Here is a 23190-nt window from a genome sequence, read left to right on the forward strand (position 1 = left end):
CACGGCACGGAGATGTTCGAAACATGGACAATCAAGCAGGACGACTTATTCAATCAGCGAATGCAGCGCTCGGTTACACCACAGAGTTTGCGCTGAACTACGGATTGACGTTTTTCGGAGCGATTGCTCTCCTGGTGATTGGAATCATCGCTGCGAAAATGCTGGAGCGCTGGGTGCGCAATACACTTAGCAAGGTCTTTTCATTCGACGCGACCCTGACTTCCTTTCTGTCGGCGCTGGCCCGATACACCGTTCTTGCGCTCTCCGGTGTTGCGGCGCTTACACAATTGGGTGTTCCAACCGCCAGCATTATCGCGGCGCTCGGTGCTATAGGTCTCGCGGTCGGACTTGCTCTTCAGGGAACATTGCAGAACATTGCAGCCGGTGTGATGCTTCTCATTCTGCGCCCATTTGAAGTAGATGAGCACGTTCTGGCGAATGGAATATCCGGGACCGTGACCACTCTGGGACTATTCGCTACGGAGCTGAAAACGGATGACGGTCTCATCGTATTCGCCCCCAACAGCACACTTTGGAATGCGGCCATAACAAACCATTCCCGAAACAAGGCTCGCAGGGTAGAGCTTGAAATCGATGTCGGCAGCGATCTCAGCCCCGAACAGGTTCAGAAGGGACTCTTGAGAATCCTTGCCACGGACAAAAGCATCTTGAAGAAACCTCAAGCAGAAACGCTCTTTTCGGCGATTGATGGCGGCGCTCCACGCCTGACACTTCGTTTCTGGGCGAGAAGCGAGGGATGGCAGAAATCACGCTCGGCCCTGACTGAGGCCATAAACAAGGGTTTTGGAAAGAAGGGCGTGAGCGTCTCAACCCCGAACTGAACCTGCTTCCAAAACGGCAACTGGAGAGGCACTTCACCTCTCCAGACGGTCGATGAACCACTGCGTGAGGGTGGTCCAGACAGCGTCCTTTTCTCCGGCGTCCTCGCAGCCATGGTCGAGATTGGGGTTGTCGTTGACTTCGATCACGTAGACACCTTCCGGCGTTGCCTTGAGATCGACACCGTAGAGCCCGCTGCCGATACAACGCGCGGCACGCACGGCGATGTCGAGCACGTCCGACGGTGTGTCCGCCAGGGTGAACGAGCGGAAGCCTCCTTCGTCCGGGCGACCCTGCCTTTCGTGATTGACGATCTGCCAATGCTTTTTCGCCATGAGGTACTGCACCGAGAAAAGCGGCCTTCCCTCGAGAACCCCGATACGCCAGTCGAAGGCGGTGGGCAGAAACTTCTGCGCGATGAGCAGATCGGAATCCTCCAGCCATTTTGTCGCCAGCGCCTTGAGTTCCGCCATGTTCGCCGCCTTCTTCACGCCTCGTGAAAAGGAACTGTCGGGCGTCTTGAGCACCAGCGGGAAACCGAGCAGATCGGCAGCGCGCTCAAGGTCCGCCGCGCCGGCAATCATCATGGTCGGTGGAACGGGAACGCGGTGCGTCGTCATCAACTCATTGAGATAAACCTTGTTCGTGCAGCGGATCATCGACAGTGGATCGTCGATCACCGGCATGCCCTCCTGTTCGGCACGCCGGGCGAAGCGATATGTGTGGTTTGAAATGGACGTGGTCTCGCGGATGAACAGGGCATCAAAATTTGCCAGGCGCGGCAGATCTTTTTTTGTGATGGGCTCCACTTCAACGCCCATGCGTGCGGCAATGCGCGACCAGTGCTTGAGCGAAGCAACGCTCGACGGCGGCAGTTCCTCCCTTGGATCAATGAGGGTGGCGAAACCATAGCGCGACGGAACCCGGGTGCGGCTCTCACGCCACTGCCGGCTCGTATATGTGTGCAGGGATGCGGTGAAGCGCTCCTTCTCTTCCGAGCTCATGCGTGAAAGGGCACGAAACCCGATGCGCGTGATCGTTGCCCATTCACCGTCCTTGATGACAACTTCCAGAGCGGGCGCGCGAAACCAGTCGAACAGGAGCTTCGCGAAGCGTTCCCAGGCCTTCTCGGGTCCGATGCCGAAAAACACGCTGACGCTTGCTGGAAATCTACCGCCAATCTCAGCGCGGCAACGGTTGAGGGCCTGTTCGAGTTCCGGAAGCGCGTTCTCGTAAAGCTTGCGCGCGGAAAGGTCGATCATGGTTTCGACCGAGGGGATCACGCGATGACCGCGGGAACTGGCAAGCAGCGACGCGTAGTAGCCACGGCTCTGATAGGCATAGCTTGATGAGAGATTGATGACCTTGGGTCGCTGTCCGCGAAACAGCGCCGGATGGGCCAGATAATCGCGGTTGGTGATGATTTTATAAGGGGTGGCGGTCTCGTCGAGATCGCCCTTCTTGCCAGTCAGGATGACCCAACTCATCTGGGGCCGTTCTCCGTGTTCAATGCGCACAGCGCCTTTTGGTAACGCAATGCGCTCATACCGTCGTGATAGTAATTCTCATATTGGGCAAAGCTACGATATCCCGTTTTTTCGTAAAGCCGGATGGCCGGCTCATTGTCTGCCCGCACCTCAAGACGCATCGACCGGAGCCCCCGTGCACGCGCTGCGTTCTCTACATGATGCAACAGCAACGCCGCGACCCCCCTGCCGGTTTCATCCGGTGCGACAGCAATGGAGTAAAGCCGCGCGATGCCACTCGTCCGGCGTGTCAGCACCAGTGCATATCCGAGGATGTTTTCACCCTCTTCGGCAACGCAGGTGATGGCCGCCCGCGATCCGATCAGGCGCCGGAGAGAGCGCTGGGAAAGCCTGTCGCCCGAAAACGCCGCGTTCTCGATTGTAACCATTGCATCGAGATCTCCAAGAGCGGCACAGCGAACTTCAATCGACATACCACGCTCCGGACAATATCAGCGGCTTTGAAGGCCCATGGTCGAGAAGCCGGAGCCCCGATTTGCAGCGCCCGGCGGGGATTGCTAGACACGCGAGATCAGCAGGCCAGACGCGACAGGACGTCCGCAAAGCCAGATCCTGGCGTTTCGAGCGCTGCAAACGGGTCAATGCCGTCCCCTGAAGGCCGGAAACGACAAACATGGAACGGAGACATTCCCCAATATGGAAATGCAAACTGAGAACCTCATGACAGCCGCCCAGGCAGCTCTGGCCCAGGCCAGCGAATTCGCCGTATCTTACGCCTTCTCGATTCTCGGCGCCATCATTCTCATCATCGCCGGCTTTATTGTCGCGGGGATGGCGGAAAAGTGGGTGCGCCGCACGCTCGATCGTTTTCCCTCATTCGATATCACGCTCACCAGTTTTCTTTCCAAGATTGCCCGGTACGCGGTCCTGATTCTGGTCGGAGTTACGGTGCTGGCCCAGTTCGGGGTTCAGACGGCGAGCATCATCGCCGCACTCGGTGCAGCCGGCCTCGCTATCGGCCTTGCCCTGCAGGGCACGCTGCAGAATGTCGCCGCCGGCATCATGCTCCTCGTTCTGAAACCGTTTCGTGTCGGCGAGTTTGTCGAGGCGAGCGGAATTTCAGGGACGATCCAGACCATCGGCCTCTTCGCAACCGAGATGAAGACGGTCGATGGCCTCTACATCCTCGCGCCGAACAGCTCGCTGTGGAACACGTCCGTCACCAATTATTCGCGCAATCCGCGCCGCCGCAACGACCTGGTGATCGGCATCGGCTACAATGACGACATCGACCTGGCACAGAAGACGATGCTCGACCTTGCTGCGTCCGACGACCGCGTTCTGGCCGATCAGGAACCCGCGACCTTCGTTTCGGAACTGGGCGACAGCGCCGTCAACATCACCATGCGCTACTGGACCACGACCGCAGACTGGTGGCAGACCCGCCTTGACCTGACCAAAGCGGCCAAGAAGGCGTTCGACGAGAAGGGTATCTCCATCCCCTTTCCGCAGCGCGACGTTCACTATCTGCCGCTCGACAGCAAGGCCCAGTCCACCAGCCCGGCCAAAAAGAGCACCGCCAAGCGCTGATGCTTGCCTCACCTGCCGGCAAGCAATTGCCGGTAGGTGACGTTCGCGATCTCCAGCAGGCGCTTTTCTGAAATCGCTCCGGCAACCGTGTAGGCGAAGCCCTCTTCCTGCCAGTAGAATGCGCGGCCGCCTTCATCCTCAAAGAGCCGGAAACCCGTCGTCTCTCCCTTCACGCAATGGGCGACATAGAGCGAAACGCGTTCACCCGAGGGATCTTCATACATAAACTGCGCGGCGGCTTTTCCGCCCGAGGGCAGCAACCGGCCGCCCATGAGATCAAACCCTTCGGCCCGCAGATCGGGGGCGACAAGCCTGGTACCGACGCGGTTGGACAGCCATCCGACCAGATGACTGCGATCGCTGGCGCCCACTTCAACAACATGCAGTTTTTCTGCCGCATAAACCTGATGCGCAGCGACGGCCTCGCCAACCACGTCCAGCGCGGCGAGCGTTTCGCCGCCACCAAAACCCTGCCGCCCCACCCAGAAACCGGCTGCCGCACCGGCCGCGACAAGCATGACGGCAGCCACGGCGAGCCGGCGCAACGGCATGTGCCGGGAGCCCTTTGTCTTGCGGTCGGCAGAATGCGCCCCTTCCTGCAGACGATGCGGCACCTCCTCGCTCGCCAGCATGGCCAGCGTGTCGCGCAGCAGCGCCCGATCCGAGACGTAGCGAGCGCTCAGCGCACGCATATCAGCGCGGGTTTCCAGCCAGGCCTCGTAGGCAGCCATATCCTCCGGTGACAGCTCGCCATCGAGTGCAAGATGAATGTCCCTTTCGTCAAAGCTGCGCTGTGTCATCACTCCACCGCCTTGAGAATGCGCCGGCGTCGCGCCAGATCAAGAATGTCACGCAGATCCTGCCGTCCACGCGCCACGCGCGACATCAACGTTCCCGTGGGAATGTCCAGAACGTCTGCTGCCTCGGCGTAGCTCATGCCTTCAACCCCCACCAGAAGGATCGCGGCGCGCCGTTCCGGGCTGATTTCCTGCAGGGCATCGAGCACGTCACGAAGATCGAGCATGCCGTTCTGTTCCGGCGCGCTGATCGAAGCCGGCATGTCGACCGCTGCGCCCGAGACGAGTTCGCTCCGCCGCTTTCGTGCCCGCACACCATCGACGAACAGATTATGCATCAAAGTGAACAGCCATCGCCTCGGCGACGTGCCCGTCTGCCAGTTGTCGAGCCGCGAAAAGGCCCGCTCGAGGCAATCCTGCACGAGGTCGTCGGCCGCATCCGCATCGCGCAGCAGCGCGCGCGCATAGCGTCGCAGCCCCGGAATTTCACCGACAATCGCCTTCCTCTTGCCGTCCATGCCCCCTGCCCGCCTTTTACGGGAGTTCGCTTCTGTCCGATCAACGGTTGCGTAGACGAGTTTATTCCCGGTCTGCGACAGCAATCATGAGAAAAACTGATCGAAGGTGCACAATTTGTCGATTACGCTGAAGTTCAGCCTGCGCTATCCTCATCCTCCCGATCACTGCACTGACACACCGGAAACGCGTGAAGGCAACATGACACAACAAAACCCTGTCCGCGCGGCCATGCCACATGCGTTTCCATGGGCGGTCGTCATCTGTGGCTGTCTGATCGCAGCCCTGAACTTCGGCCCGCGCTCGGCCATGGGCTTCTTCCAGCTCCCATTGCTCGCCGAAACGGGCTGGGACCGCACCACATTCGGCCTCGCCATGGCGATCCAGAACCTGCTCTGGGGGATCGGACAGCCAGTTTTCGGCGCCATCGCGGACCGGTTCGGGACGTGGCGTGTTCTCGCCCTCTCCGCCGTGCTTTACGCCGTCGGTCTTTTGATGATGTCGATGCCCACGCATGAAGCCATGCTTCACATCGGCGGCGGGGTTCTTGTCGGCCTTGGCGTTGCCGGCGGATCCTTCGGCATCATCCTCGCAGCCTTTGCCCGCAGCGTTCCTGCCGAGAAGCGCAGCCTGATTTTCGGCCTTGCGACAGCTTCAGGCTCTGCCGGCATGTTTATCTTCGCGCCGATAAGCCAGGGCCTGATCGATGCGTTCGGCTGGTCCGATACGCTGGTCTATATGAGCGTGGCGATGCTGATCGTCCCGCTTCTGGCCATACCGCTCGTCGGCAATGCGGCGACAGCGCGTAACAGCGCGGAAACCTTCAAGCAGACGGTCAGAGAGGCCCTTCGGGAGGCCTTCGCGCATCGCAGCTTCGTGCTTCTGGTCGCGGGGTTCTTCGTGTGCGGCTTCCAGGTCGCCTTCATCACCGCCCATTTCCCGGCCTATATCGGCGATATCGGCATTGATGCACGCTATGCGGTTGTGGCGCTGGCCCTGATCGGCTTCTTCAACATCATCGGTTCGCTCGCCTCGGGCTATATCGGCCAGCGCTATTCCAAGCCCGGTTTTCTGGCCCTGATCTACATCGCGCGGTCAATCGCCGTAACCGCATTCCTGCTGCTCCCGCAAACGCCCACAAGCGTGATCATCTTCGCCATCGTCATGGGGCTTTTGTGGCTATCCACCGTGCCGCCGACCAATTCGCTGGTGGCGATCATGTTCGGCACGGGGCATCTGGGGCTTCTGGGCGGGGTCGTGTTCTTTTCACACCAGGTGGGCTCGTTCCTGGGCGTGTGGCTGGGCGGCTATCTCTACGACCTGTTCGGCAGTTATGATCCGGTCTGGTGGCTCGGCGTGATCCTCGGTCTCTTTGCAGCCCTGGTTCACTGGCCGATCCGGGAAGCAGCCGTGCCGCGCCCTGCTCTTGCGCCAGCCGAGTAGGCCGTCGGTTCAACCGGCCGCGTCCCCGGCGCTGCGGGCGAGTGCCGCCAGAAAGCCGCCGCGCGCAGCGGGCTCTTCCATCCCGCGCGGTTCGTAGACGTTTCGGTGGAAGAAAAACCCGGTCAAACGATAAGCGTCCTCAAGCGCATCGGGCGGTGTCTCCATCCGCGCCTTCACCGTCAGAAAGCGCGGTAGCGGCAGAAGCCTGTCGCGCCAGGGAGCGCCGGCTTCTTCGGTCACCGCACGGCCGGATTTCGGCGACACATAGGCAAGGCTTTCGCGGCTGCCCGTCAGCGCGCATCGCGTGAGATCGAGCCCGAATCCCAGTTCGTCGAGCAGTGCCAGTTCAAAGCGCACCATCAACGGCCCGGCGATCTCGGGCTCATCCAGATGGGCGGTGATGATTTTCAGGGTCTCATAAAGGCCCGCATGGGCGTCGCGCTCGGGCATCAGACGCAGATGAGCGGCCAGGAGCTGTATGCCGTGGATGGCCAGTGCCGAGGCGAGAAGGCGCGCAGCGTTCAATTCCAGCGGCTCGACCTGAAATGTGCCCAGATGCTCCTCGAGGCGGGCGCGCCAGACCAGATCAACGCGATTTCCCGGCTGGAGAAGCGGTTGCATGCGGCGCGACCGGCCGCCTTTTACGAGGCCGAGATGACGACCGTGGGCCGCCGTCATCGTTTCCAGGACGACGCTCGTTTCGCCATGCTTTCTGGCGCCCAGAATGATCCCTTCATCGCGCCATTCCATCAGGTCACTGTCCTTCCCTCAACCGGGGAATTCAAGCCCCATTTCGCGGAAGCGCTCCGGATCGTTGCCCCAGCCCTCGCGCACCTTCACAAACAGGAAGAGATGAACCTTCTGCTCAAGGATCCCCGCCAGCTCCTCGCGGGCGGCCTGCCCAACGGCACGAATGGCCGAGCCTTTGTGACCGAGCACGATTTTCTTCTGGCTGTCGCGCTCCACATAAACAACCTGGTCGATGCGCACGGAGCCGTCCTTGCGCTCTTCCCACTTCTCGGTTTCGACGTGGATCGCATAGGGCAATTCCTGGTGCAGTCGCAGGAAGAGCTTTTCGCGTGTGATTTCCGCTGCGAGCTGACGCATCGGCAGGTCGGATAGCTGGTCCTCCGGATAATACCAGGGGCCTTTGGGCAGCGTCTCGGAGAGGTAGGCGAGGAGATCGTCACAGCCCGATCCCTGCAGTGCCGAGATCATGAAGGTGCGTTCAAACCCCACCGCATCGTTGGCCCGGGCGGCGAGTTCCAGCAGAGAATCGCGCTTTACCCGGTCGATCTTGTTGAGAATCAGGATTTTGGGCTGCGCCACATCCCTGAGCTTTTCAAGAATGGCGGCGGCATCGCCCTTGATGCCACGCTCCGCATCAATCAACAGTGCCACGATGTCGGCGTCCTTGGCCCCGCCCCAGGCGGTCGTGACCATGGCGCGGTCGAGCGTGCGGCGCGGATTGAAGATGCCTGGCGTGTCGATGAACACGATCTGCGCGTTTTCGTGGGTGGCAATGCCACGTACGATCGCACGTGTCGTCTGCACCTTGTGGGTGACGATGGACACCTTCGCACCGACAAGCTGATTGAGCAGCGTCGACTTGCCCGCATTGGGGGCGCCGATCAATGCCACAAAGCCGGACCGGGTCTCGCCCTGTGCGTCGGCTGCGGGAACGTCTTCACTCATGATGTGCTCTCATTGCTCTGCCACACGCCTTCCCGCTCCAACATGCCGATGGCGGCGGCCTGTTCCGCCTCGCGCTTGGAACGGCCCCTTCCGTGCGCGGGCTCATATCCGGTGATCCTGACGGTCACGGAAAAAACCGGATCATGGTCGGGGCCCTGCCGGTCCTCCACAGTATAGCCTGGCGTGACGCCGGCAACCTGATGCGCCCATTCCTGCAGGGCGGTTTTCGGGTCGCGGCGATCGGCCCCTTCGGCCTGCGCACGCTCACGCCAGTGACCGCGCACAAAGGCACGTGCAGCGTCGATGCCGCCTTCAAGGTATACCACCGCGATCAGCGCTTCCATCACATCGGCACGCAGATTGATCTGCTTGCGGGTCGCCGCCCCGCGCAGATCGCTGCCCATGTGGATCAGCGGACTGATCTTCAACTCGTCGGCGACCTCTGCCAGCGTCTCGGCATTGACGAGCGCATTGAGCCGCACAGAGAGTTCGCCTTCGGGCGCTTTGGGGAAGCTCTCATAAAGCAGTTCGGCAACGGCAAGCCCCAGCACACGGTCGCCGAGAAACTCCAGCCGCTGGTAATCGGAACCCGAGCGGCTCCGTGCGCTGGCATGTGTCATCGCCTCTTCGACAAGCGCGGCATTCGTGAATACAAATCCGGTGCAATCGGCGACCGCTTTGACTAACTGGGGGCCACGCAGGCGCTTGGCAGTCATGATCCACGCAAACTCTAGTCGACCCAGTCGAAGATGCGCCACGGGCGCACTTCCGAAGGCCAGCGCCAGATTTCCAGCGGGCTTGCACCCCCGGCGATGGAGAAGAAGATGATGTTGGCGCGGCCGACAAGGTTTTCAGCCGGCACGAAACCGACCGAGAAGCGGCTGTCGGCGGAGTTGTCGCGATTGTCGCCCATCATGAAATAATGCCCCTCGGGCACGATGAATTCGCGCGTGTTGTCGCCAATGCCGTTCGCCGTCAAATCCAGCGTCTCGTAGGAAACGCCGTTGGGCAGCGTCTCCCGGTAGACGTCTACCGGCCGGTCCATTTCGGTAATGTCGGGGTCGTCAATCTGGCCGATCTTCTCACGCTCCACGGCTTTGTCGTTGATGTAGAGCTCACCCTCTCGCATCTGGATTTTATCGCCCGGCATCCCGACCACGCGCTTGATATAGTCGACGGAAGGATTGGGCGGAAACTTGAAGACAACCACGTCGCCGCGCTCGGGTTCAGAACCCCAGATGCGACCGGAAAAGAGCGGTGGCGAGAACGGGAGAGAATGACGCGAATAGCCATAGGCCCATTTGGTGACGAACAGATAATCGCCCTCAAGCAGGGTCGGGCGCATGGAACCGGACGGAATGGAGAATGGCTGAAACAGGAAGGTGCGGATAACCAGCGCGAGGATAAGCGCCTGGACAATCACATTGACGGTTTCGCCCACGCCGCCCGATTTCTTCTTCGTCTTGTCAGCCACGCTCATCATGTCCTCGGTTCGAGTGTTTCGGCACGGTCTTATCGCGCCAGAAAGGCGGCGGCAATGCGACAGCACAACCCTTGCGCAGTTTTCGGCGTCAGTTTCCGTTGTCGGGAACCGCCTCAATGATCACAAATGCCTGAGCCAGGGGATAGTCGTCAGTGATGGTCAAATGAACCAGCGCTTTCATGCCTGAAGGTGTCATGCCCTCAAGCCTCGCCCTGGCCTTCCCCGACAGCTCCATTGTCGGCTTGCCGCCGGGAAGATTGACGACCCCCATTTCGCGCCAGAAGACGCCACGGGAGATGCCTGTGCCAAGCGCCTTGGAGCACGCCTCCTTGGCGGCGAAGCGCTTCGCATAGGAAGCCGCACGCTCGCGGCGCCTGTCGGACTTGGTCCGTTCGATCTCCGTGAAAACACGCTGGGTGAAGCGCTCCCCATAGCGGTCGAGCGTTTTGGCGATCCGTCTGATGTCGATCAGGTCGCTTCCAATTCCGATAATCATGAACTCGTCGCGGTCCTTGCGTCGAAGGCTTGCCGGCCGGCCTTGCGGCGTGCCCGCTCGGCGAGACGCTTGCGGCGCTGCTCGCGGAAGGTGAATGTCGCCCAGCGTGTCACGAAGTAGAACACCAGAGCGAAGAAAATGCCCAGAGGCAGCGCGCCGACGGACATGGGCTTGATGACCGGCTCCCAGAGCTGGGAGAACTCCAGGTGGCGCAGCATCTTGCCCAGATGTATGGGGGCACCGTGCGAGAGCTCCCGCCCATAGAGGATGAGGCGACCCGTTTCCAGCGTCGCCCCCCAGATGAACGGAAATGTCAGCGGGTTGCCAACGGCGGTGCCAATGGCCGAGGCGACGAGGTTTCCGCCGATGCACCATGCCAGACCGGCCGCGATAAAGAAGTGGAACCCCATGAAGGGCGTGAACGACGCGAACACACCGGCGGCGATGCCTGCAGCAATGGCGTGCGGTGTCGCCGTCAACCGCAGAGCACGCTTGACGAAATATTGTGCGGACCGCCAGAACGAGCGACGCGGCCAGACCATGGTCCGCGCCCTCTCCCATAGATCCGCCGGTTTTCTACGTCGAAACAACATCGCGACTACGAAGCACCCCCAACAGCAACCAAGCTTCCCCCTGTCGACAGAATCCTAGAGCCCGTATTCTTAACGACGGGTTCCCCTGGACATGTCTCTGGTTCGATATAGGCAAGCTCGGTCGGACGGGGCAAGGGAAACGGGTTAATAATCGTGTTTCCCGCTACAAAAGCAGGAAACACGATAGAGCTATTCACATGAAGCGGCGGAATTTGGGCGCCTGCCTAACCCGCTTTCGCCATTGAAGGTTCGGCAGGTTTTCGATCGCCGAGCGCCAGATCCTTGCGCAGCAGCATATATCCGCGGCTCTCGCTCCAGCCGAGTTCGGGATGGCTCGCAACTCTGTGAGCCAGGTACTGAATGCACCAGCTGTCCACAATGCGATAGCCGAGTGCGTCGATATCCGCGAGAAACCGGTTCTTGTTGCGGATGTGGTAGGGCAGGAAGGTCGGCCCGCCGCGCTGCAGCGTGTAGACGGACGGACCCTCCCGCAATGCCACCTTGTTCAGGAGAATCACCTGCGGCCGCTCGGGCAGTCTGTCGACAAAGTCCGCGAACGGAATGTCCAGATACTGCAGCAGTCCGGAACACAGCAGTATCTCGGCTTTCCTGATCTCGGAAAAGCTGTCGCAAAAGGAAAGTTCCGGACCGAGACCCTCGGCGCGCGCCATGGCCCGGCCGGCCTTCACCATGGACGGCAGTTCATAGACCTGCCATTGCACGTCTGAAAGATCGAGCAGTTCGCGGAAAGCGCGATATTTCGTTCCGACATGCCCGCCGGCGTCCAGCAGACGAATCCGGCCGCCTGCCCGCGCACGCAATTCCCGCTCGAGCCAGAACATGACGGGATAGTCCCAGTCGATGATCCTGCTCATCTTGTCGAGCGCAACCGGAACCACATCTTCATGATCATAATCGGTCAAAGCCCAGCGGGGGGCTGCGCTCACAGCGCTTTCGCGATCGGGATATGCTCCGGTCAGTTCTGCGCGTCGGGCCACCAGGTGGACCTTTGACAGGACCGAGTGCAACGGTCGGGCAAAACGCTTGATCCTGCCGCCATCGAAATGCAGTAAGGTTTTCATTTCAGCCTCTCTTGAACACGAGTAGCGCGCGCCCGTCACGCTGGCAGCGCCCGCTTCCGATGCAGGACGCATCGGAAGCCGACGTGGCCGGCGAATATGACCGGACGGTTCAGGAGAGCTTTGTGCGCGGAGGCTTGAGCGGCTTTTCCACCAGGTTGGAACAGAGTGCGGCCATGGGCCCCGCAGCGAAACAGGCGCCGAGCCGCGCATGGACCATGGCTTCATGCTTCAGGCTGTCGAGCGGCATGCAGTGGGCCATACAGCATTCCGTATCCGCTGCCCCCGTGCTGCCATGCGCTTGGTCGCCATGCCCATCGCCATGTTCGTGTGCGTGGTCCTGCGTGTGGGGAATGGCGTGGCTGGAGGAAATATCCGCCGCAGCGGCTGGTGGGGTCACGTGCACATGCACACCGCCAAAAGGAAACAGCACAAGGGCGACCAGAATGAGAGCGGCCAATCCACCCCTCAATATCTCCGAAAGCCGTTGTTTCTGAACGCTGCGCATTCAGAATGTTGGGCGCCGGGTACTGGAGGGGTCAACTCATCCTGGTCGTTCCCGGGCTACTCATTTCGTACGACACAGCACTCCAATCTACCGAAGGCACGGGGTCGGAAGGTCCTCGCCGCCCATCATCGCTGCTAGGGTCAGGACCCTAGCCATTCACCCGATGCGCGTCGCTTACGCAGCTGATTTCCTTTAGCTGTGAGACGAGGCGGGTCAGGTGCTTCAGGTCCCAGACCTCGAGATCGAACAGCATTTCGGTAAAATCAGGAGCGGTCCGCTCCATGGCGAGCGTGTGAATATTGGCGTCGTTCGACGCAATCACCTGCGCTATTTCCGCCAGCGAGCCGGGTTCGTTTATGGCTGTGACGGACATGCGGACGGGGAACCGCTCCTTCATGTTCTCGTCGATGTCCCAGCGCACGTCTATCCAGCGTTCCGGCTGGTCGTCGAAGGCGGTCAGCGCCGGCGACTGGATTGGATAGATGGTGATGCCCGACCCCGGATGAAGGATGCCCACAATTCGGTCTCCGGGCACCGCGCCCTCCGGGGCGAAACTGACGGGCAGATCACCCGAGACACCGCGAATCGGCAGAGCGCCGCCTGCCCCTTTCTCCGCTGGAGCAGCGCTTCCCTTGGCACGCTTTGCCTTGCGCGAGGAGCGGCCGGGGATCTGGAACAGCATGCCGGCGGCATTGCGCAGATTGAACCAGCCCTCCTCGCGCTCCTTCGGCACCTGTGTCACGCGTTCGTCCTTGTAGTCGGGGAACACCGCGCGCACGACATCCTGCGACGAAAGTTCGCCGCGCCCGACCGCCGCCAGAACATCCTCCACATCCTGACGCCCGAGGCGGTGGAGAACCGGCTTGAGGCCGTCGCGGGAAAAGTTTTTGCCCGCGCGCTCGAAGGCTCGCTCCAGGATGCGCGCGCCAAGGCCTGAATACTGTTTGCGGATCGCGTTTCGTGTCGCGCGGCGGATGGCGGCGCGCGCCTTGCCCGTGACCACGACCGATTCCCAGGCCGCCGGCGGCACCTGCGCCTTGGAACGGATGATCTCCACCTCGTCGCCGTTCTTCAGCTCGGTCATCAACGGCATGATGCGGCCATTGACCTTTGCGCCCACACAGGTGTCGCCCACCTCGGTGTGAACCGCATAGGCAAAGTCGATGGGCGTTGCGCCACGTGGCAGCGCGATCAGCCGCCCCTTGGGCGTGAAGCAGAACACCTGGTCCTGGAACAGTTCCAGCTTGGTGTTCTCCAGGAAATCTTCGGGCGTATCGCCTTCCGACAGCGCCTCGATGGTGCGCCGCAGCCAGGCATAGGCGTTGGTATCGCGCGAGATGCGGTGATCCGCACCGTTCACCTTGCCGCCGAAATCCTTGTAGATCGAATGGGCCGCCACGCCGTATTCGGCAATGCCATGCATGTCATAGGTGCGGATCTGCAGTTCGACACGCTGGCGCGACGGGCCAACGATCGTCGTATGGATCGACCGGTAGTCGTTCTGCTTGGGGGTGGAGATGTAATCCTTGAAACGGCCCGGCACCATCGACCAGGTGGAATGGATGACCCCGAGCGCGCGATAGCAATCCTCGACACTATCGACGAGCACGCGGAAGCCGAAAATGTCAGACAGTTGCTCGAAGGAAAGGGCCTTGGTCTCCATCTTGCGGAACACTGACCAGGGCTTCTTCTGACGGCTCTTCACCGTCGCCTCTATCTGATGTTCGGCGAAGAGATGCGACAGCGCCTCCTCAATGGCCTTGATGACCCCGCGGTTTCGCTCGAAAAACTCGGCAAGCCGCTCGGTGACCGCGCGGAAAGCCTCCGGGTTAATATGCCGGAAGGCCAGTTCCTCGAGCTCTTCGCGCATGTCCTGCATGCCCATGCGTCCGGCGAGCGGCGCATAGATGTCCATCGTTTCTTCGGCGATGCGCAGCCTTTTGTGCTCGGGAACGTGGTCGAGCGTGCGCATATTGTGCAGGCGGTCCGCGAGTTTCACCAGAAGGACGCGGACGTCCTCTGAGATCGCGAGCAGAAGCTTGCGCAGGTTTTCCGCCTGGTGCGCCTTCTTCGACACGAGATCGAGGCGCTTCAGCTTGGTCAGCCCCTCGACCAGCTTGCCGATATCCGGACCGAACAGCTCGTCGATCTCGTCCCGCGTGGCGCTGGTGTCCTCGATGGTGTCGTGCAACAGGGCGACAGCGATGGTCGCCTCGTCCAGATGCATGTCGGTCAGGATGGCTGCAACTTCCAGCGGATGCGAGAAATACGGGTCGCCAGAGGCACGGCGCTGGTGGCCGTGCTTCTGCATCGCGTAGACATAAGCCTTGTTGAGCAGCGCCTCATTAACGTCCGGCTTGTAGCGCTGGACACGCTCGACAAGCTCGTATTGACGCATCATGGGCGGCTTCCTCGTTCTTTTTGTTGTTATCTACGCAAAGCAAAACATGCGCCGCGAAATTCACGGCGCATGTTTAAGATAGGCAGGAATGTTTCGGCAAGGAAGAGAATGCCGCGCCGAACATCCGTATCGATCAGAAATCGTCGCTTTTTTCCGGCGGAACGAGGCCTTCGATACCGGCAAGCAGATCTTCCTCGCTCATGCGGTCGAAGGAAATCTCTTCCTCCGGCTGATCGGCACCGGCTTCGGCGGAAGCGGCGGCCGGCTCGCTGATCTCGGGCAGGTCAGCCTCGGGCTCGTCCACCTCGACATGCTTCTGCAGCGAATGGATCAGATCTTCTTTGAGGTCGCCAGGCGACAGGGTTTCATCGGCAATCTCGCGCAGCGCAACGACAGGGTTCTTGTCGTTGTCGCGGTCTACGGTGATCGCCTCACCCTGCGAAATCTGACGGGCGCGATGGCCGGCCAGAAGCACGAGCTCAAAGCGGTTATCGACCTTGTCGATACAGTCTTCAACGGTCACACGGGCCATTCAGTGCCCCTTTCATGCGTAAATCTGCAAGGAAATCCAGCGCGTCAATAGCCTGCCACATCGCAAAATTCAAGGCCAACGCTCAACGCCCGCTCTCCGATCAACACGGAAATGGGGCGTGGCGATGGCGGCGCAGCCTGCGTCTCACACGCTTGTATTTATGACGAATTTATATATTGGTTGGAACAATCATATTCCAGCGCTATTTCCTCATAAGAGATGGCTTTTTGGCCGATTTTCGGCCCGGAGCCTCTCATTTGAGCGCTGAACGTTTATTTGAAACAGGAATTTTGACGATGTTCGATCCACGGGAAAAAATTGCTCTCTTCATCGATGGTGCCAATCTCTATGCCACTTCGAGAGCCTTAGGATTTGACATCGATTACCGGAAGCTCCTGAGCAGCTTCCAGGAGCGCGGGTATCTTCTGCGCGCCTACTACTACACGGCCCTCGTGGAAGATCAGGAATATTCCTCCATTCGCCCGCTGATCGATTGGCTCGACTATAACGGCTACAAGGTCGTTACCAAGCCCGCCAAGGAATTCACCGACTCGGCCGGGCGCCGCAAGATCAAGGGCAATATGGACATAGAACTGGCGATAGACGCGCTGGAGCTCAGCGACGTGGTCGACCACTATGTGATCTTCTCCGGCGATGGCGATTTCCGCACGCTGGTTGAGGCCCTGCAGCGCAAGGGCCGCAAAGTGAGCGTCGTATCGACCATCCAGTCCCAGCCGCCCATGATCGCCGACGATCTGCGCCGGCAGGCGGACAATTTCATCGATCTCTCGTCATTGCGCGAGGAAGTCGGCCGTGCGACAAGCGAACGGCCTTCCCGCAAGGTGGAACCCGAAGACGACGCAGACGAGACCTTCGACGATCTATGACACCTGTTTCGGCGCGTGAAACCGAGCCGCCGCGCGACTGTCCACTTTGCCCGCGCCTTCACCAGTTCATTGCCGACTGGCGCGCCCGCGAACCCGAATGGCACAATGCGCCCGTTCCCACCTTCCTGCCCGAAGGAGGCGATGACGCCGTCGCATTTCTCATCGTCGGCCTGGCGCCGGGGCTTCGCGGCGCTAACAAGACGGGACGTCCTTTCACCGGCGACTACGCTGGAGACCTTCTTTACAGCACGCTGAAGACGTTCGGCTTCGCCAGGGGCAGCTACGAAGCCCGACCAGACGACAGCCTGACCCTCGTCGACGCGGCCATCATCAACGCCGTGCGCTGCGTTCCGCCGGAGAACAAGCCAGTGGGCGCCGAGATCAACACCTGCCGCCAGCACTTCTTTGCGCCGACGCTGAAGCGCTTCAAGAATCTCAGAGCGGTGCTCACGCTTGGCGTGATCGCCCATCAGTCAACCGTTCGAGCGCTCGGCGGGCGCGTTGCCGCCCATCCCTTCACACATGGCGGGCATCAGAAGCTTGCCGGACTTTCGATTTTTTCGAGCTATCACTGCTCGCGCTACAACACGAATACCGGCCGTCTGACCGAAGAGATGTTCGTCAGCGTTTTCCGTGATATACGCGCGTTTCTGGACAAATAGAGTCCGATAGAGGTGCTGCGCCCTGCGCCTCTTCAGCCATGCTGCTTCAGGAGCCTTGCTTTTTCCCGGTTCCAGTCGCGTTTCTTGGCCGTCTCGCGTTTGTCGTGCAGCTTCTTGCCGCGCGCCACGGCGAGCTGAAGTTTCGCAAGCCCACGCGCATTGAAATAGAGCCTGAGCGGCACGAGCGTCATGCCTTCGCGTTCGATCGACTGGGCCAGGCGCGACAGCTCGCGCTTGGACACCAGCAGTTTGCGCCTGCGGCGGGGCTCGTGGTTGAAGCGGTTTCCGGCGGAATACTCCTGAATATAGGAATTGATCAGCCAGCACTCGCCATCCTCGATGGAAGCATAAGCCTCCTGGATGTTCGAGTGACCGTCGCGCAGCGATTTCACTTCGGTTCCTGTCAGGACGAGGCCGGCTTCCAGCGTGTCGAGCACCTCGTAGGAGAAGCGCGCCTTACGGTTTTCGGCAATCGTCTTGACGTTGGGATTCTTGTCTTTTGCCATCAGTTCCAAATGCGGCGGAAGAGCCGCAGCGCTTCCGCTTTCCCTTGGACGGCAGAAAGCCGCCCGTTCGTTTCACCGCATTTGTGCGACGCCAGGTGCCCTGCCCGGCGGCAAAATGCGTCAGTTCAGCAGCCCTGCATGCTGCATGGCAGCGTCGATGCGCTCTGCCGTCGAGGCCTCGATCGGCACAAGTGGCGAACGCACGGTGTTTTCGACCCGGCCGAGACGAGACAATGCGTATTTTGCACCGCAAAGCCCGGGCTCGATGAAAATCGCCTTGTGCAGCGGCATCAGCCGATCCTGCAGCTCAAGCGCCTTCTCCTTGTCATTGGCGAGCGTGGCCGCCTGGAACTCGGCACACAGGCGCGGTGCGACATTGGCCGTCACCGAGATGCAGCCCACCCCGCCATGCGCATTGAAACCCAGAGCGGAAGCATCCTCGCCGGAAAGCTGGATGAAGTCCTTGCCGCAGGTCATGCGCTGCTCGGAGACCCGGTCCACCTTCGCCGTCGCGTCCTTCACGCCGACAATGTTGGAAAAGTCCTTCGCAAGACGCCCCATGGTTTCCGGCGTCATGTCGATCACGGAACGCGGGGGGATATTGTAGATGATAATGGGCAAACTCGTGGCACGGGCGACAGCCGCGAAATGCTCATAGAGCCCTGCCTGCGTCGGCTTGTTGTAATAGGGTGTGACCACCAGCGCCGCGTCGGCCTTCACCTCTTCGGCAAACTTTGCCAGCGCGATTGCCTCACGGGTCGAATTGGAGCCTGCACCGGCGATGACCGGAACGCGCCCCTGAGCCGCCTCGACGCAGATCCGGACAACCTCGCGGTGCTCCTCATGCGTGAGCGTCGGGGATTCGCCGGTCGTGCCAACGGGCACCAGCCCGTTGCTGCCTTCTGCAATCTGCCATTCAACGAGTTCGCGGAACGCTTTTTTGTCCAGGCTGCCATCCCTGGCAAATGGTGTCACAAGCGCTGTGAGAGACCCCCTGAACATAATGTCGAACTCCTGAATGAAATTGATGGTTTGCTGCCAGCCCAGGCTGGCGCCGGATGCTTCTAACCGAAGATCAGGCGGCGCACCATAGTCTTGCCATCTCTTGCCCGCAAGAATCCTGCAAAGATGGTGTGTTACGCCAGTATCCGCAGGCTCTGCACCATCGTGAAACGATATTGCCTGTTCTGGAAGCAGCTCCGGCTGCCCATAGGGTCTAACGTTCGGGACGTTTGTGTATGACGACAAAGGCTGCGTTTGCTTCGCTGCTTCTTCTTTCAGTCTCGCCACTCGCGCATGCGCAGTCCCTGCCGGACATGGGCCCGATCCCTTTCGCACGCCCCGACGCGGTCAACTCGCCCGCAGCCGCCATCGATGCGCTGACGAACACCGCCGCCGTTCGCCCGAACGTGATGGACGGACAGGGCGGACCATCGGCAAACGAACGCGCCCTGATCGCGGGGCTCGATGCCCTTTCGCTCAGCGATCCGGCAACCGCGCGCACCCTTCGCAACCACATGAAGGAAGACAGTCTCGAACGGCGGGTTCTAACCTGGGCCATGGCGCTTTCGGCGAGCGACACATTCTCGAGCGGCGAGATCGCGGCCATCGCCAGGGAGCTTGGCGACTGGCCCGGCATGCTGACACTGCGCGAGCACGCCGAGCGCGCGCTCTACCGCGAGAACCAGCGACCGCGTGTGGTGGTGAGCCTGCTTGGCGACACGGAGCCCAGAACCCTCGAGGGCACGATGGTGCTCGCAAGGTCCTATGCAGCTTTGGGAGAGGAGGGGAAGGCGCGCGCGCTTGTCTCCGGGTTCTGGCGAAAGGCAAAGCTCGATGCGACGGGTGAAACAGCCTTTCTGGAGGCATTCGGTGATCTGCTTTCAAGGACCGACCACCGGGTGCGCATGGAGCAGATGCTGTATGACACGCGGGTGCGTTCTGCCGAGCGGGTCGCGGAACGCGCCGGCGGCGCGGCCCTGACAAAGGCATGGGCGGCGGTTATTCGTGGTGACAGGAATGCGGAAAACCTGCTCGACGCCGTGCCCGGAGCGGAACGCAGCGCCGGATACATCTTTGCCAGGACACGCTTCCTGCGCCGTGCCGGGCGCTTCGATGAAGCTGCCAGGCTGATGCTGACGGCGCCACGGGATGCGGAAAGCCTGATCGATCCGGACGAATGGTGGGTGGAACGGCGCGTGCTCTCGCGCGAACTGCTCGACACCGGCGATGCGGAGACGGCCTACAGGGTGGCGGCTGCCCACTCGGCAGAAAGCCCCTCGCGCGCCGCCGACGCGGAGTTTCACGCGGGATGGTATGCGCTGCGCGCCCTGAAGGACGCGCAAAAGGCCGCACCGCATTTCGCCCGCATTGCGGAAATTGCCGAGGGTCCGATCTCGAATGCGCGCGCGAATTACTGGCTGGGGCGGGCAGTGGAAGCCGGTGCTCCGGGGGATGCAACCGCCTCCTATGAAGAGGCTGCCCGCTTCGGCGCGACGTTCTACGGGCAACTGGCGACTGCCAGGCTCGGGCGCGCCGCGCTTGCGGCCGATGCGCCGGAACCCGGCGACGAAGACCGCCGTCATTTCTCCGCCCGCGAAATGGTGCGTGCAATCCAGAGCCTGGAGAAGACCAACCATCTCTGGCGCGCAGGCAGCCTTTATCGAAAACTGGCAGAGACGCTGGACAGGCCCGGCGAACTGACCCTGCTCGCCCGGATGGCCGAGGCGCGCGGCGATTACACCACTGCCCTGCGGGTCGGCAAGATCGCGGCAGGCCGGGGGCTCGACATCGGCGCACTGGCGCATCCGGTGGGTGCCATACCAGCAGCCGCCGCCATCCCTACCACCCGCCAGGCGCTCGCCTATGCGATTGCCAGGCAGGAAACCGAGTTCAATCCGGCGGCGGTTTCGCCGGCCGGCGCGCGCGGCCTGCTGCAGCTCATGCCGGCGACGGCGCGGGAGATGGCGCGCAAGAGCGGCCTTCCCTATTCGCGTGCGCGCCTCACAACCGATCCAACCTACAATGCAACGCTGGGGGCGGCCTATCTGGAAGAGCAGCTCGCGCGGTTCAATGGCTCCTACATTCTCACCTTCGCCGGTTACAATGCCGGGCCGAGCCGCGCGGCCGAATGGATGGAGCGCTATGGCGATCCGCGCGGGAAGCCGATTGAGGAGATTGTCGACTGGATTGAGCGCATTCCCTATCCGGAGACGCGAAACTATGTTCAAAGGGTGATGGAGAACCTGCAGATCTACAAGATGCGCCTCACCGGCCGGTTCGACATTGTTGCGGATATTTCCGCAGGAAGCTGATTGAACCGCCCGCCCCTTGACCGGGCTATCGTTGACCGGGTCATCGTTTCATGGAAACGCTGACCCGCTCTATCTCATTGTTTCTCCGCACTTGTGCGGACGTCAGATGCAAGTATCTGATTCCAAAATCCTCTATGCCCTGAGGTATGGAGACAACTGATAGGGACGTCTGGGTGATACGGGACCTCCCTGGGGGATATGATGTCTGAGCGCGGTTTTCGGGATGTCTTCTATTCAGCGCAGGACGGGCTGAGGCTTCATGCCCGCCTCTATGGCGAAGCCAATCCCGGCCTGCCGGTGGTCTGCCTGCCGGGTCTGACACGCAATGCCCGCGATTTTCACGCCCTTGCCGAAAAGCTCTCCACCGACGCGACGACCCCGCGAAAGGTCATTGCCTTCGATTATCGCGGACGCGGCCTCTCCGACGACGACCCGGACTGGCGGCGCTATGACGTGACGGTGGAAGCCGCTGACATCGTTTCCGGTCTTGCCGCGTTTGGGGTGGAACATGCGGCATTCATCGGCACGTCGCGCGGCGGGCTGATCATCATGGCGCTGGCCGGCGCACGCCCCACCCTTATGAAAGCCGCGGTGCTGAACGATATCGGTCCGGTGGTGGAGGGAGACGGGCTCGCCCAGATCCGCGCCTATCTGCAGCGCGCGCCCAAACCTGGCACGATGGCCGAGGCGGTCAAAATCCAGAAGGCCATTCACGGAGAAGCATTCCCGGCCCTTGACGATGAAGACTGGTGGCGTTTTACCGGGGCGCTTTACAGGGAGGAGAAAGGGCGCCTGCGCGCCGATTTCGATCCCAAACTGCTGAAGCCGCTGAAAGCGATCGACCTCGACACGCCCCTTCCCGCACTCTGGCCGCTGTTTGAAGGCCTGACAGCAATTCCGGTGCTGGCCATTCGCGGCGCAAACTCCCGCCTGCTCTCCAGTCTAACACTTGAGGAGATGGCCGCACGCCACCCGACAATGCAGCAGATCGTGGTGGCCGGTCAGGGTCACGCCCCGCTTCTGGAGACGGGAGCGCTGCCGAAAGAGATTGCCGCTTTCATCAAGCGTGCGGAAAAATCAGCCTGAACCCGGACGAACCAAGGAGCCCGCCCGCCGTTTCGGCGGGCAGGTGCCAAGATTATTCCTCGCAACGACGGCAGACATAGCCGAAGGGCTACGCCTGCTTTGCGGCCGCCTTTTTGGAGCAACGTTCCAGAACGCCGACACAGGGATCCAGATCGCCCGTTGCCAGATGCGCGTAGCGCATGGTCATGGTCAGTGTCTGATGGCCGAGCCACATCTGCACGCGGCGCAGATCGATGCCGCCCTGAACAAGACGGGATGCGCAGGTGTGGCGTAGAACATGCGGTACCACCTGGGTGTCCTGCGACAGCCCGATCTCCGCCTTCGCCTCGTTCCAGATCGTGCGGTACTGCGCCTGCCGCAGCATTGCAAACGGGCCCTTTTCACCATTTCTGGGAAGGTTCGAGACCTCCTGAGCACGTTTTGTCAACGGCACGGAGCGGGCACGTGCCGACTTGGTGATCCAGAAGCTCGCACGCCCGTCCCGAACGTCGTTCCAGGTAAGGCCGATGGCCTCGCCGAGACGACAGCCCGTGTCGACCAGAAACACCGAAAGGCGCCAGGCATCCTCGCTGCGCCGGCGGATTGCCGCGAACAGCATCTCCTCCTCGCTGCAGGAAAGGAACCTTATGCGCCCGGAGCGCTCTTTCTGGCGCCGGAATTCCGGCAGGCTGTGAATGTCACCCATCTTATGCGCTTTCCGCAGAAGCTTGCTCAGCGCGGCCATCTTTCGATTGATGGTCGCATTGCTGTTTCCGCGGGCGCGCAGTTTGCCGATCAGTTCATCGAGCAGGCTCTGCTCGAACGCACTGAATCGTTTCCCCATCAAGAGCTCATCAAGCTCACCGATGAAGAAGGTGACATTGTATTTATGCGTGCCAGGTTCCCAAAGTATGTCGCCATACTTTGTGAAGAGTTCTTTTAAACTGTACTCAGAAACGAGACGCAAATGCTCGCTACCGAACGTGACGGAATAGCGAGACCTCGAAAGGCCCCACTCGCTACCAGGACTATTGACCGCCCCCATGTCAGGTCACGTCCCGGGCGTCTATGTCAAATGCGTGTTCGGTAAAATTCTGAGTTGTGAACCACCCTTTCGAGATAAAAATTCTCGATTTCCCCAAGCTAGTCGTATCCCCGGTTAAGGGCACTAGCACTCGCGACTTAGGCCAGTCCAGAAAAAAAAGCATTTTTTTCACTTACTTATGGCCCCGCCCTTATGAGCCCCTGACGGCGGGTAATGGTTTCTCCTTCCTGGAGTTTTCAAAAAAATGAGAC

Annotated in this window: 24 protein-coding genes; 7 read left to right on the forward strand and 17 right to left on the reverse strand. The window is 60.9% G+C overall.

The window, feature by feature from the left end; all coding sequences use genetic code 11:
• Positions 1-23: 23 nt before the first annotated feature.
• Positions 24-842: a mechanosensitive ion channel family protein gene (locus tag AC07E3_RS15260; protein WP_336065668.1), complete on the forward strand. Its 819-nt coding sequence runs from the start codon at positions 24-26 to the stop codon at positions 840-842.
• Positions 843-875: 33 nt separating this feature from the next.
• On the opposite strand, the gene AC07E3_RS15265 is transcribed toward AC07E3_RS15260, so the two are convergent.
• Together AC07E3_RS15265 and rimI are read right to left on the reverse strand one after the other, a co-directional pair.
• Positions 876-2327, reverse strand: coding sequence for a RimK family protein (locus AC07E3_RS15265; RefSeq protein WP_478363085.1), 1452 nt, complete (start codon positions 2325-2327; stop codon positions 876-878).
• Positions 2324-2800, reverse strand: a complete 477-nt coding sequence (rimI, locus tag AC07E3_RS15270; RefSeq protein ID WP_336065676.1) for a ribosomal protein S18-alanine N-acetyltransferase — start codon at positions 2798-2800, stop codon at positions 2324-2326. Before rimI ends, AC07E3_RS15265 begins: the two co-directional genes overlap by 4 nt.
• Before the next feature lie 223 nt (positions 2801-3023).
• Here rimI and AC07E3_RS15275 point away from each other — a divergent pair, with 223 nt between their 5' ends.
• The gene (locus AC07E3_RS15275) at positions 3024-3917 is read left to right on the forward strand and encodes a mechanosensitive ion channel family protein (protein WP_478363088.1); all 894 of its coding nucleotides are present in this window, start codon (positions 3024-3026) and stop codon (positions 3915-3917) included.
• An 8-nt stretch (positions 3918-3925) separates the two neighbouring features.
• On the opposite strand, the gene AC07E3_RS15280 is transcribed toward AC07E3_RS15275, so the two are convergent.
• Both AC07E3_RS15280 and AC07E3_RS15285 read right to left on the reverse strand, forming a co-directional pair.
• On the reverse strand, positions 3926-4717 hold the full coding sequence (locus tag AC07E3_RS15280; RefSeq protein ID WP_478363090.1) for an anti-sigma factor family protein: 792 nt from the start codon (positions 4715-4717) through the stop codon (positions 3926-3928).
• Positions 4717-5232, reverse strand: a complete 516-nt coding sequence (locus tag AC07E3_RS15285) for a sigma-70 family RNA polymerase sigma factor (RefSeq protein WP_478363093.1) — start codon at positions 5230-5232, stop codon at positions 4717-4719. Before AC07E3_RS15285 ends, AC07E3_RS15280 begins: the two co-directional genes overlap by 1 nt.
• 229 nt (positions 5233-5461) lie before the next feature.
• Between AC07E3_RS15285 and AC07E3_RS15290 the strand changes: the two genes are divergently transcribed.
• Positions 5462-6673 (forward strand): MFS transporter, encoded by a 1212-nt coding sequence (locus AC07E3_RS15290; RefSeq protein ID WP_418792890.1) that lies wholly within the window; start codon positions 5462-5464, stop codon positions 6671-6673.
• A 9-nt stretch (positions 6674-6682) separates the two neighbouring features.
• Here AC07E3_RS15290 and recO read toward each other — a convergent pair whose 3' ends face one another.
• The 10 genes from recO to rpoZ all read right to left on the reverse strand — a co-directional run bounded on the left by recO (position 6683) and on the right by rpoZ (position 15460).
• The gene (gene recO / locus AC07E3_RS15295; RefSeq protein WP_478363095.1) at positions 6683-7423 is read right to left on the reverse strand and encodes a DNA repair protein RecO; all 741 of its coding nucleotides are present in this window, start codon (positions 7421-7423) and stop codon (positions 6683-6685) included.
• A gap of 18 nt (positions 7424-7441) precedes the next feature.
• Positions 7442-8368: a GTPase Era gene (era, locus tag AC07E3_RS15300; protein ID WP_478363097.1), complete on the reverse strand. Its 927-nt coding sequence runs from the start codon at positions 8366-8368 to the stop codon at positions 7442-7444.
• The gene (gene rnc / locus AC07E3_RS15305) at positions 8365-9084 is read right to left on the reverse strand and encodes a ribonuclease III (protein WP_478363099.1); all 720 of its coding nucleotides are present in this window, start codon (positions 9082-9084) and stop codon (positions 8365-8367) included. The genes era and rnc overlap by 4 nt, the downstream gene beginning before the upstream one ends.
• 14 nt (positions 9085-9098) lie before the next feature.
• Positions 9099-9848, reverse strand: a complete 750-nt coding sequence (gene lepB, locus AC07E3_RS15310; RefSeq protein ID WP_065818350.1) for a signal peptidase I — start codon at positions 9846-9848, stop codon at positions 9099-9101.
• A gap of 91 nt (positions 9849-9939) precedes the next feature.
• Complete coding sequence (gene acpS, locus AC07E3_RS15315) at positions 9940-10347, reverse strand: holo-ACP synthase (RefSeq protein WP_336065689.1); 408 nt, start codon at positions 10345-10347, stop codon at positions 9940-9942.
• Complete coding sequence (locus AC07E3_RS15320; protein WP_065818352.1) at positions 10344-10940, reverse strand: DUF2062 domain-containing protein; 597 nt, start codon at positions 10938-10940, stop codon at positions 10344-10346. Before AC07E3_RS15320 ends, acpS begins: the two co-directional genes overlap by 4 nt.
• A 224-nt stretch (positions 10941-11164) precedes the next feature.
• On the reverse strand, positions 11165-12022 hold the full coding sequence (locus tag AC07E3_RS15325) for a methyltransferase, TIGR04325 family (protein WP_478363101.1): 858 nt from the start codon (positions 12020-12022) through the stop codon (positions 11165-11167).
• 109 nt (positions 12023-12131) lie between these two features.
• Entirely contained in the window at positions 12132-12479 is a 348-nt protein-coding gene (locus AC07E3_RS15330) for a hypothetical protein (protein ID WP_478363103.1), read from the reverse strand.
• Between the two features lie 196 nt (positions 12480-12675).
• Positions 12676-14928: a RelA/SpoT family protein gene (locus AC07E3_RS15335; RefSeq protein ID WP_336065697.1), complete on the reverse strand. Its 2253-nt coding sequence runs from the start codon at positions 14926-14928 to the stop codon at positions 12676-12678.
• 133 nt (positions 14929-15061) lie between these two features.
• Entirely contained in the window at positions 15062-15460 is a 399-nt protein-coding gene (gene rpoZ, locus AC07E3_RS15340; protein WP_007008481.1) for a DNA-directed RNA polymerase subunit omega, read from the reverse strand.
• A 296-nt stretch (positions 15461-15756) separates the two neighbouring features.
• Between rpoZ and AC07E3_RS15345 the strand changes: the two genes are divergently transcribed.
• Both AC07E3_RS15345 and AC07E3_RS15350 read left to right on the forward strand, forming a co-directional pair.
• The gene (locus AC07E3_RS15345) at positions 15757-16347 is read left to right on the forward strand and encodes a LabA-like NYN domain-containing protein (protein WP_065818355.1); all 591 of its coding nucleotides are present in this window, start codon (positions 15757-15759) and stop codon (positions 16345-16347) included.
• A complete protein-coding gene (locus AC07E3_RS15350) occupies positions 16344-17009 on the forward strand; it encodes a uracil-DNA glycosylase (protein WP_478363105.1) in 666 nt (221 codons plus the stop codon). Before AC07E3_RS15345 ends, AC07E3_RS15350 begins: the two co-directional genes overlap by 4 nt.
• Before the next feature lie 32 nt (positions 17010-17041).
• Here the strand turns inward: AC07E3_RS15350 and smpB are convergent, their stop codons facing one another.
• Positions 17042-17515: an SsrA-binding protein SmpB gene (gene smpB / locus AC07E3_RS15355; RefSeq protein ID WP_007008478.1), complete on the reverse strand. Its 474-nt coding sequence runs from the start codon at positions 17513-17515 to the stop codon at positions 17042-17044.
• A gap of 120 nt (positions 17516-17635) precedes the next feature.
• Complete coding sequence (gene dapA, locus AC07E3_RS15360; RefSeq protein WP_065818357.1) at positions 17636-18517, reverse strand: 4-hydroxy-tetrahydrodipicolinate synthase; 882 nt, start codon at positions 18515-18517, stop codon at positions 17636-17638.
• Between the two features lie 236 nt (positions 18518-18753).
• Here dapA and AC07E3_RS15365 point away from each other — a divergent pair, with 236 nt between their 5' ends.
• Positions 18754-20829 carry a lytic transglycosylase domain-containing protein gene (locus AC07E3_RS15365; RefSeq protein ID WP_478363107.1) on the forward strand — a complete coding sequence of 692 codons (2076 nt, stop codon included), beginning with the start codon at positions 18754-18756 and terminating at the stop codon, positions 20827-20829.
• A 198-nt stretch (positions 20830-21027) separates the two neighbouring features.
• Entirely contained in the window at positions 21028-21915 is an 888-nt protein-coding gene (locus AC07E3_RS15370; RefSeq protein ID WP_336065712.1) for an alpha/beta fold hydrolase, read from the forward strand.
• A gap of 88 nt (positions 21916-22003) precedes the next feature.
• Here AC07E3_RS15370 and AC07E3_RS15375 read toward each other — a convergent pair whose 3' ends face one another.
• Positions 22004-22939, reverse strand: coding sequence for a tyrosine-type recombinase/integrase (locus AC07E3_RS15375; protein ID WP_374730065.1), 936 nt, complete (start codon positions 22937-22939; stop codon positions 22004-22006).
• Positions 22940-23190: the final 251 nt, after the last annotated feature.

The organism is Nitratireductor lacus, from assembly GCF_056431025.1.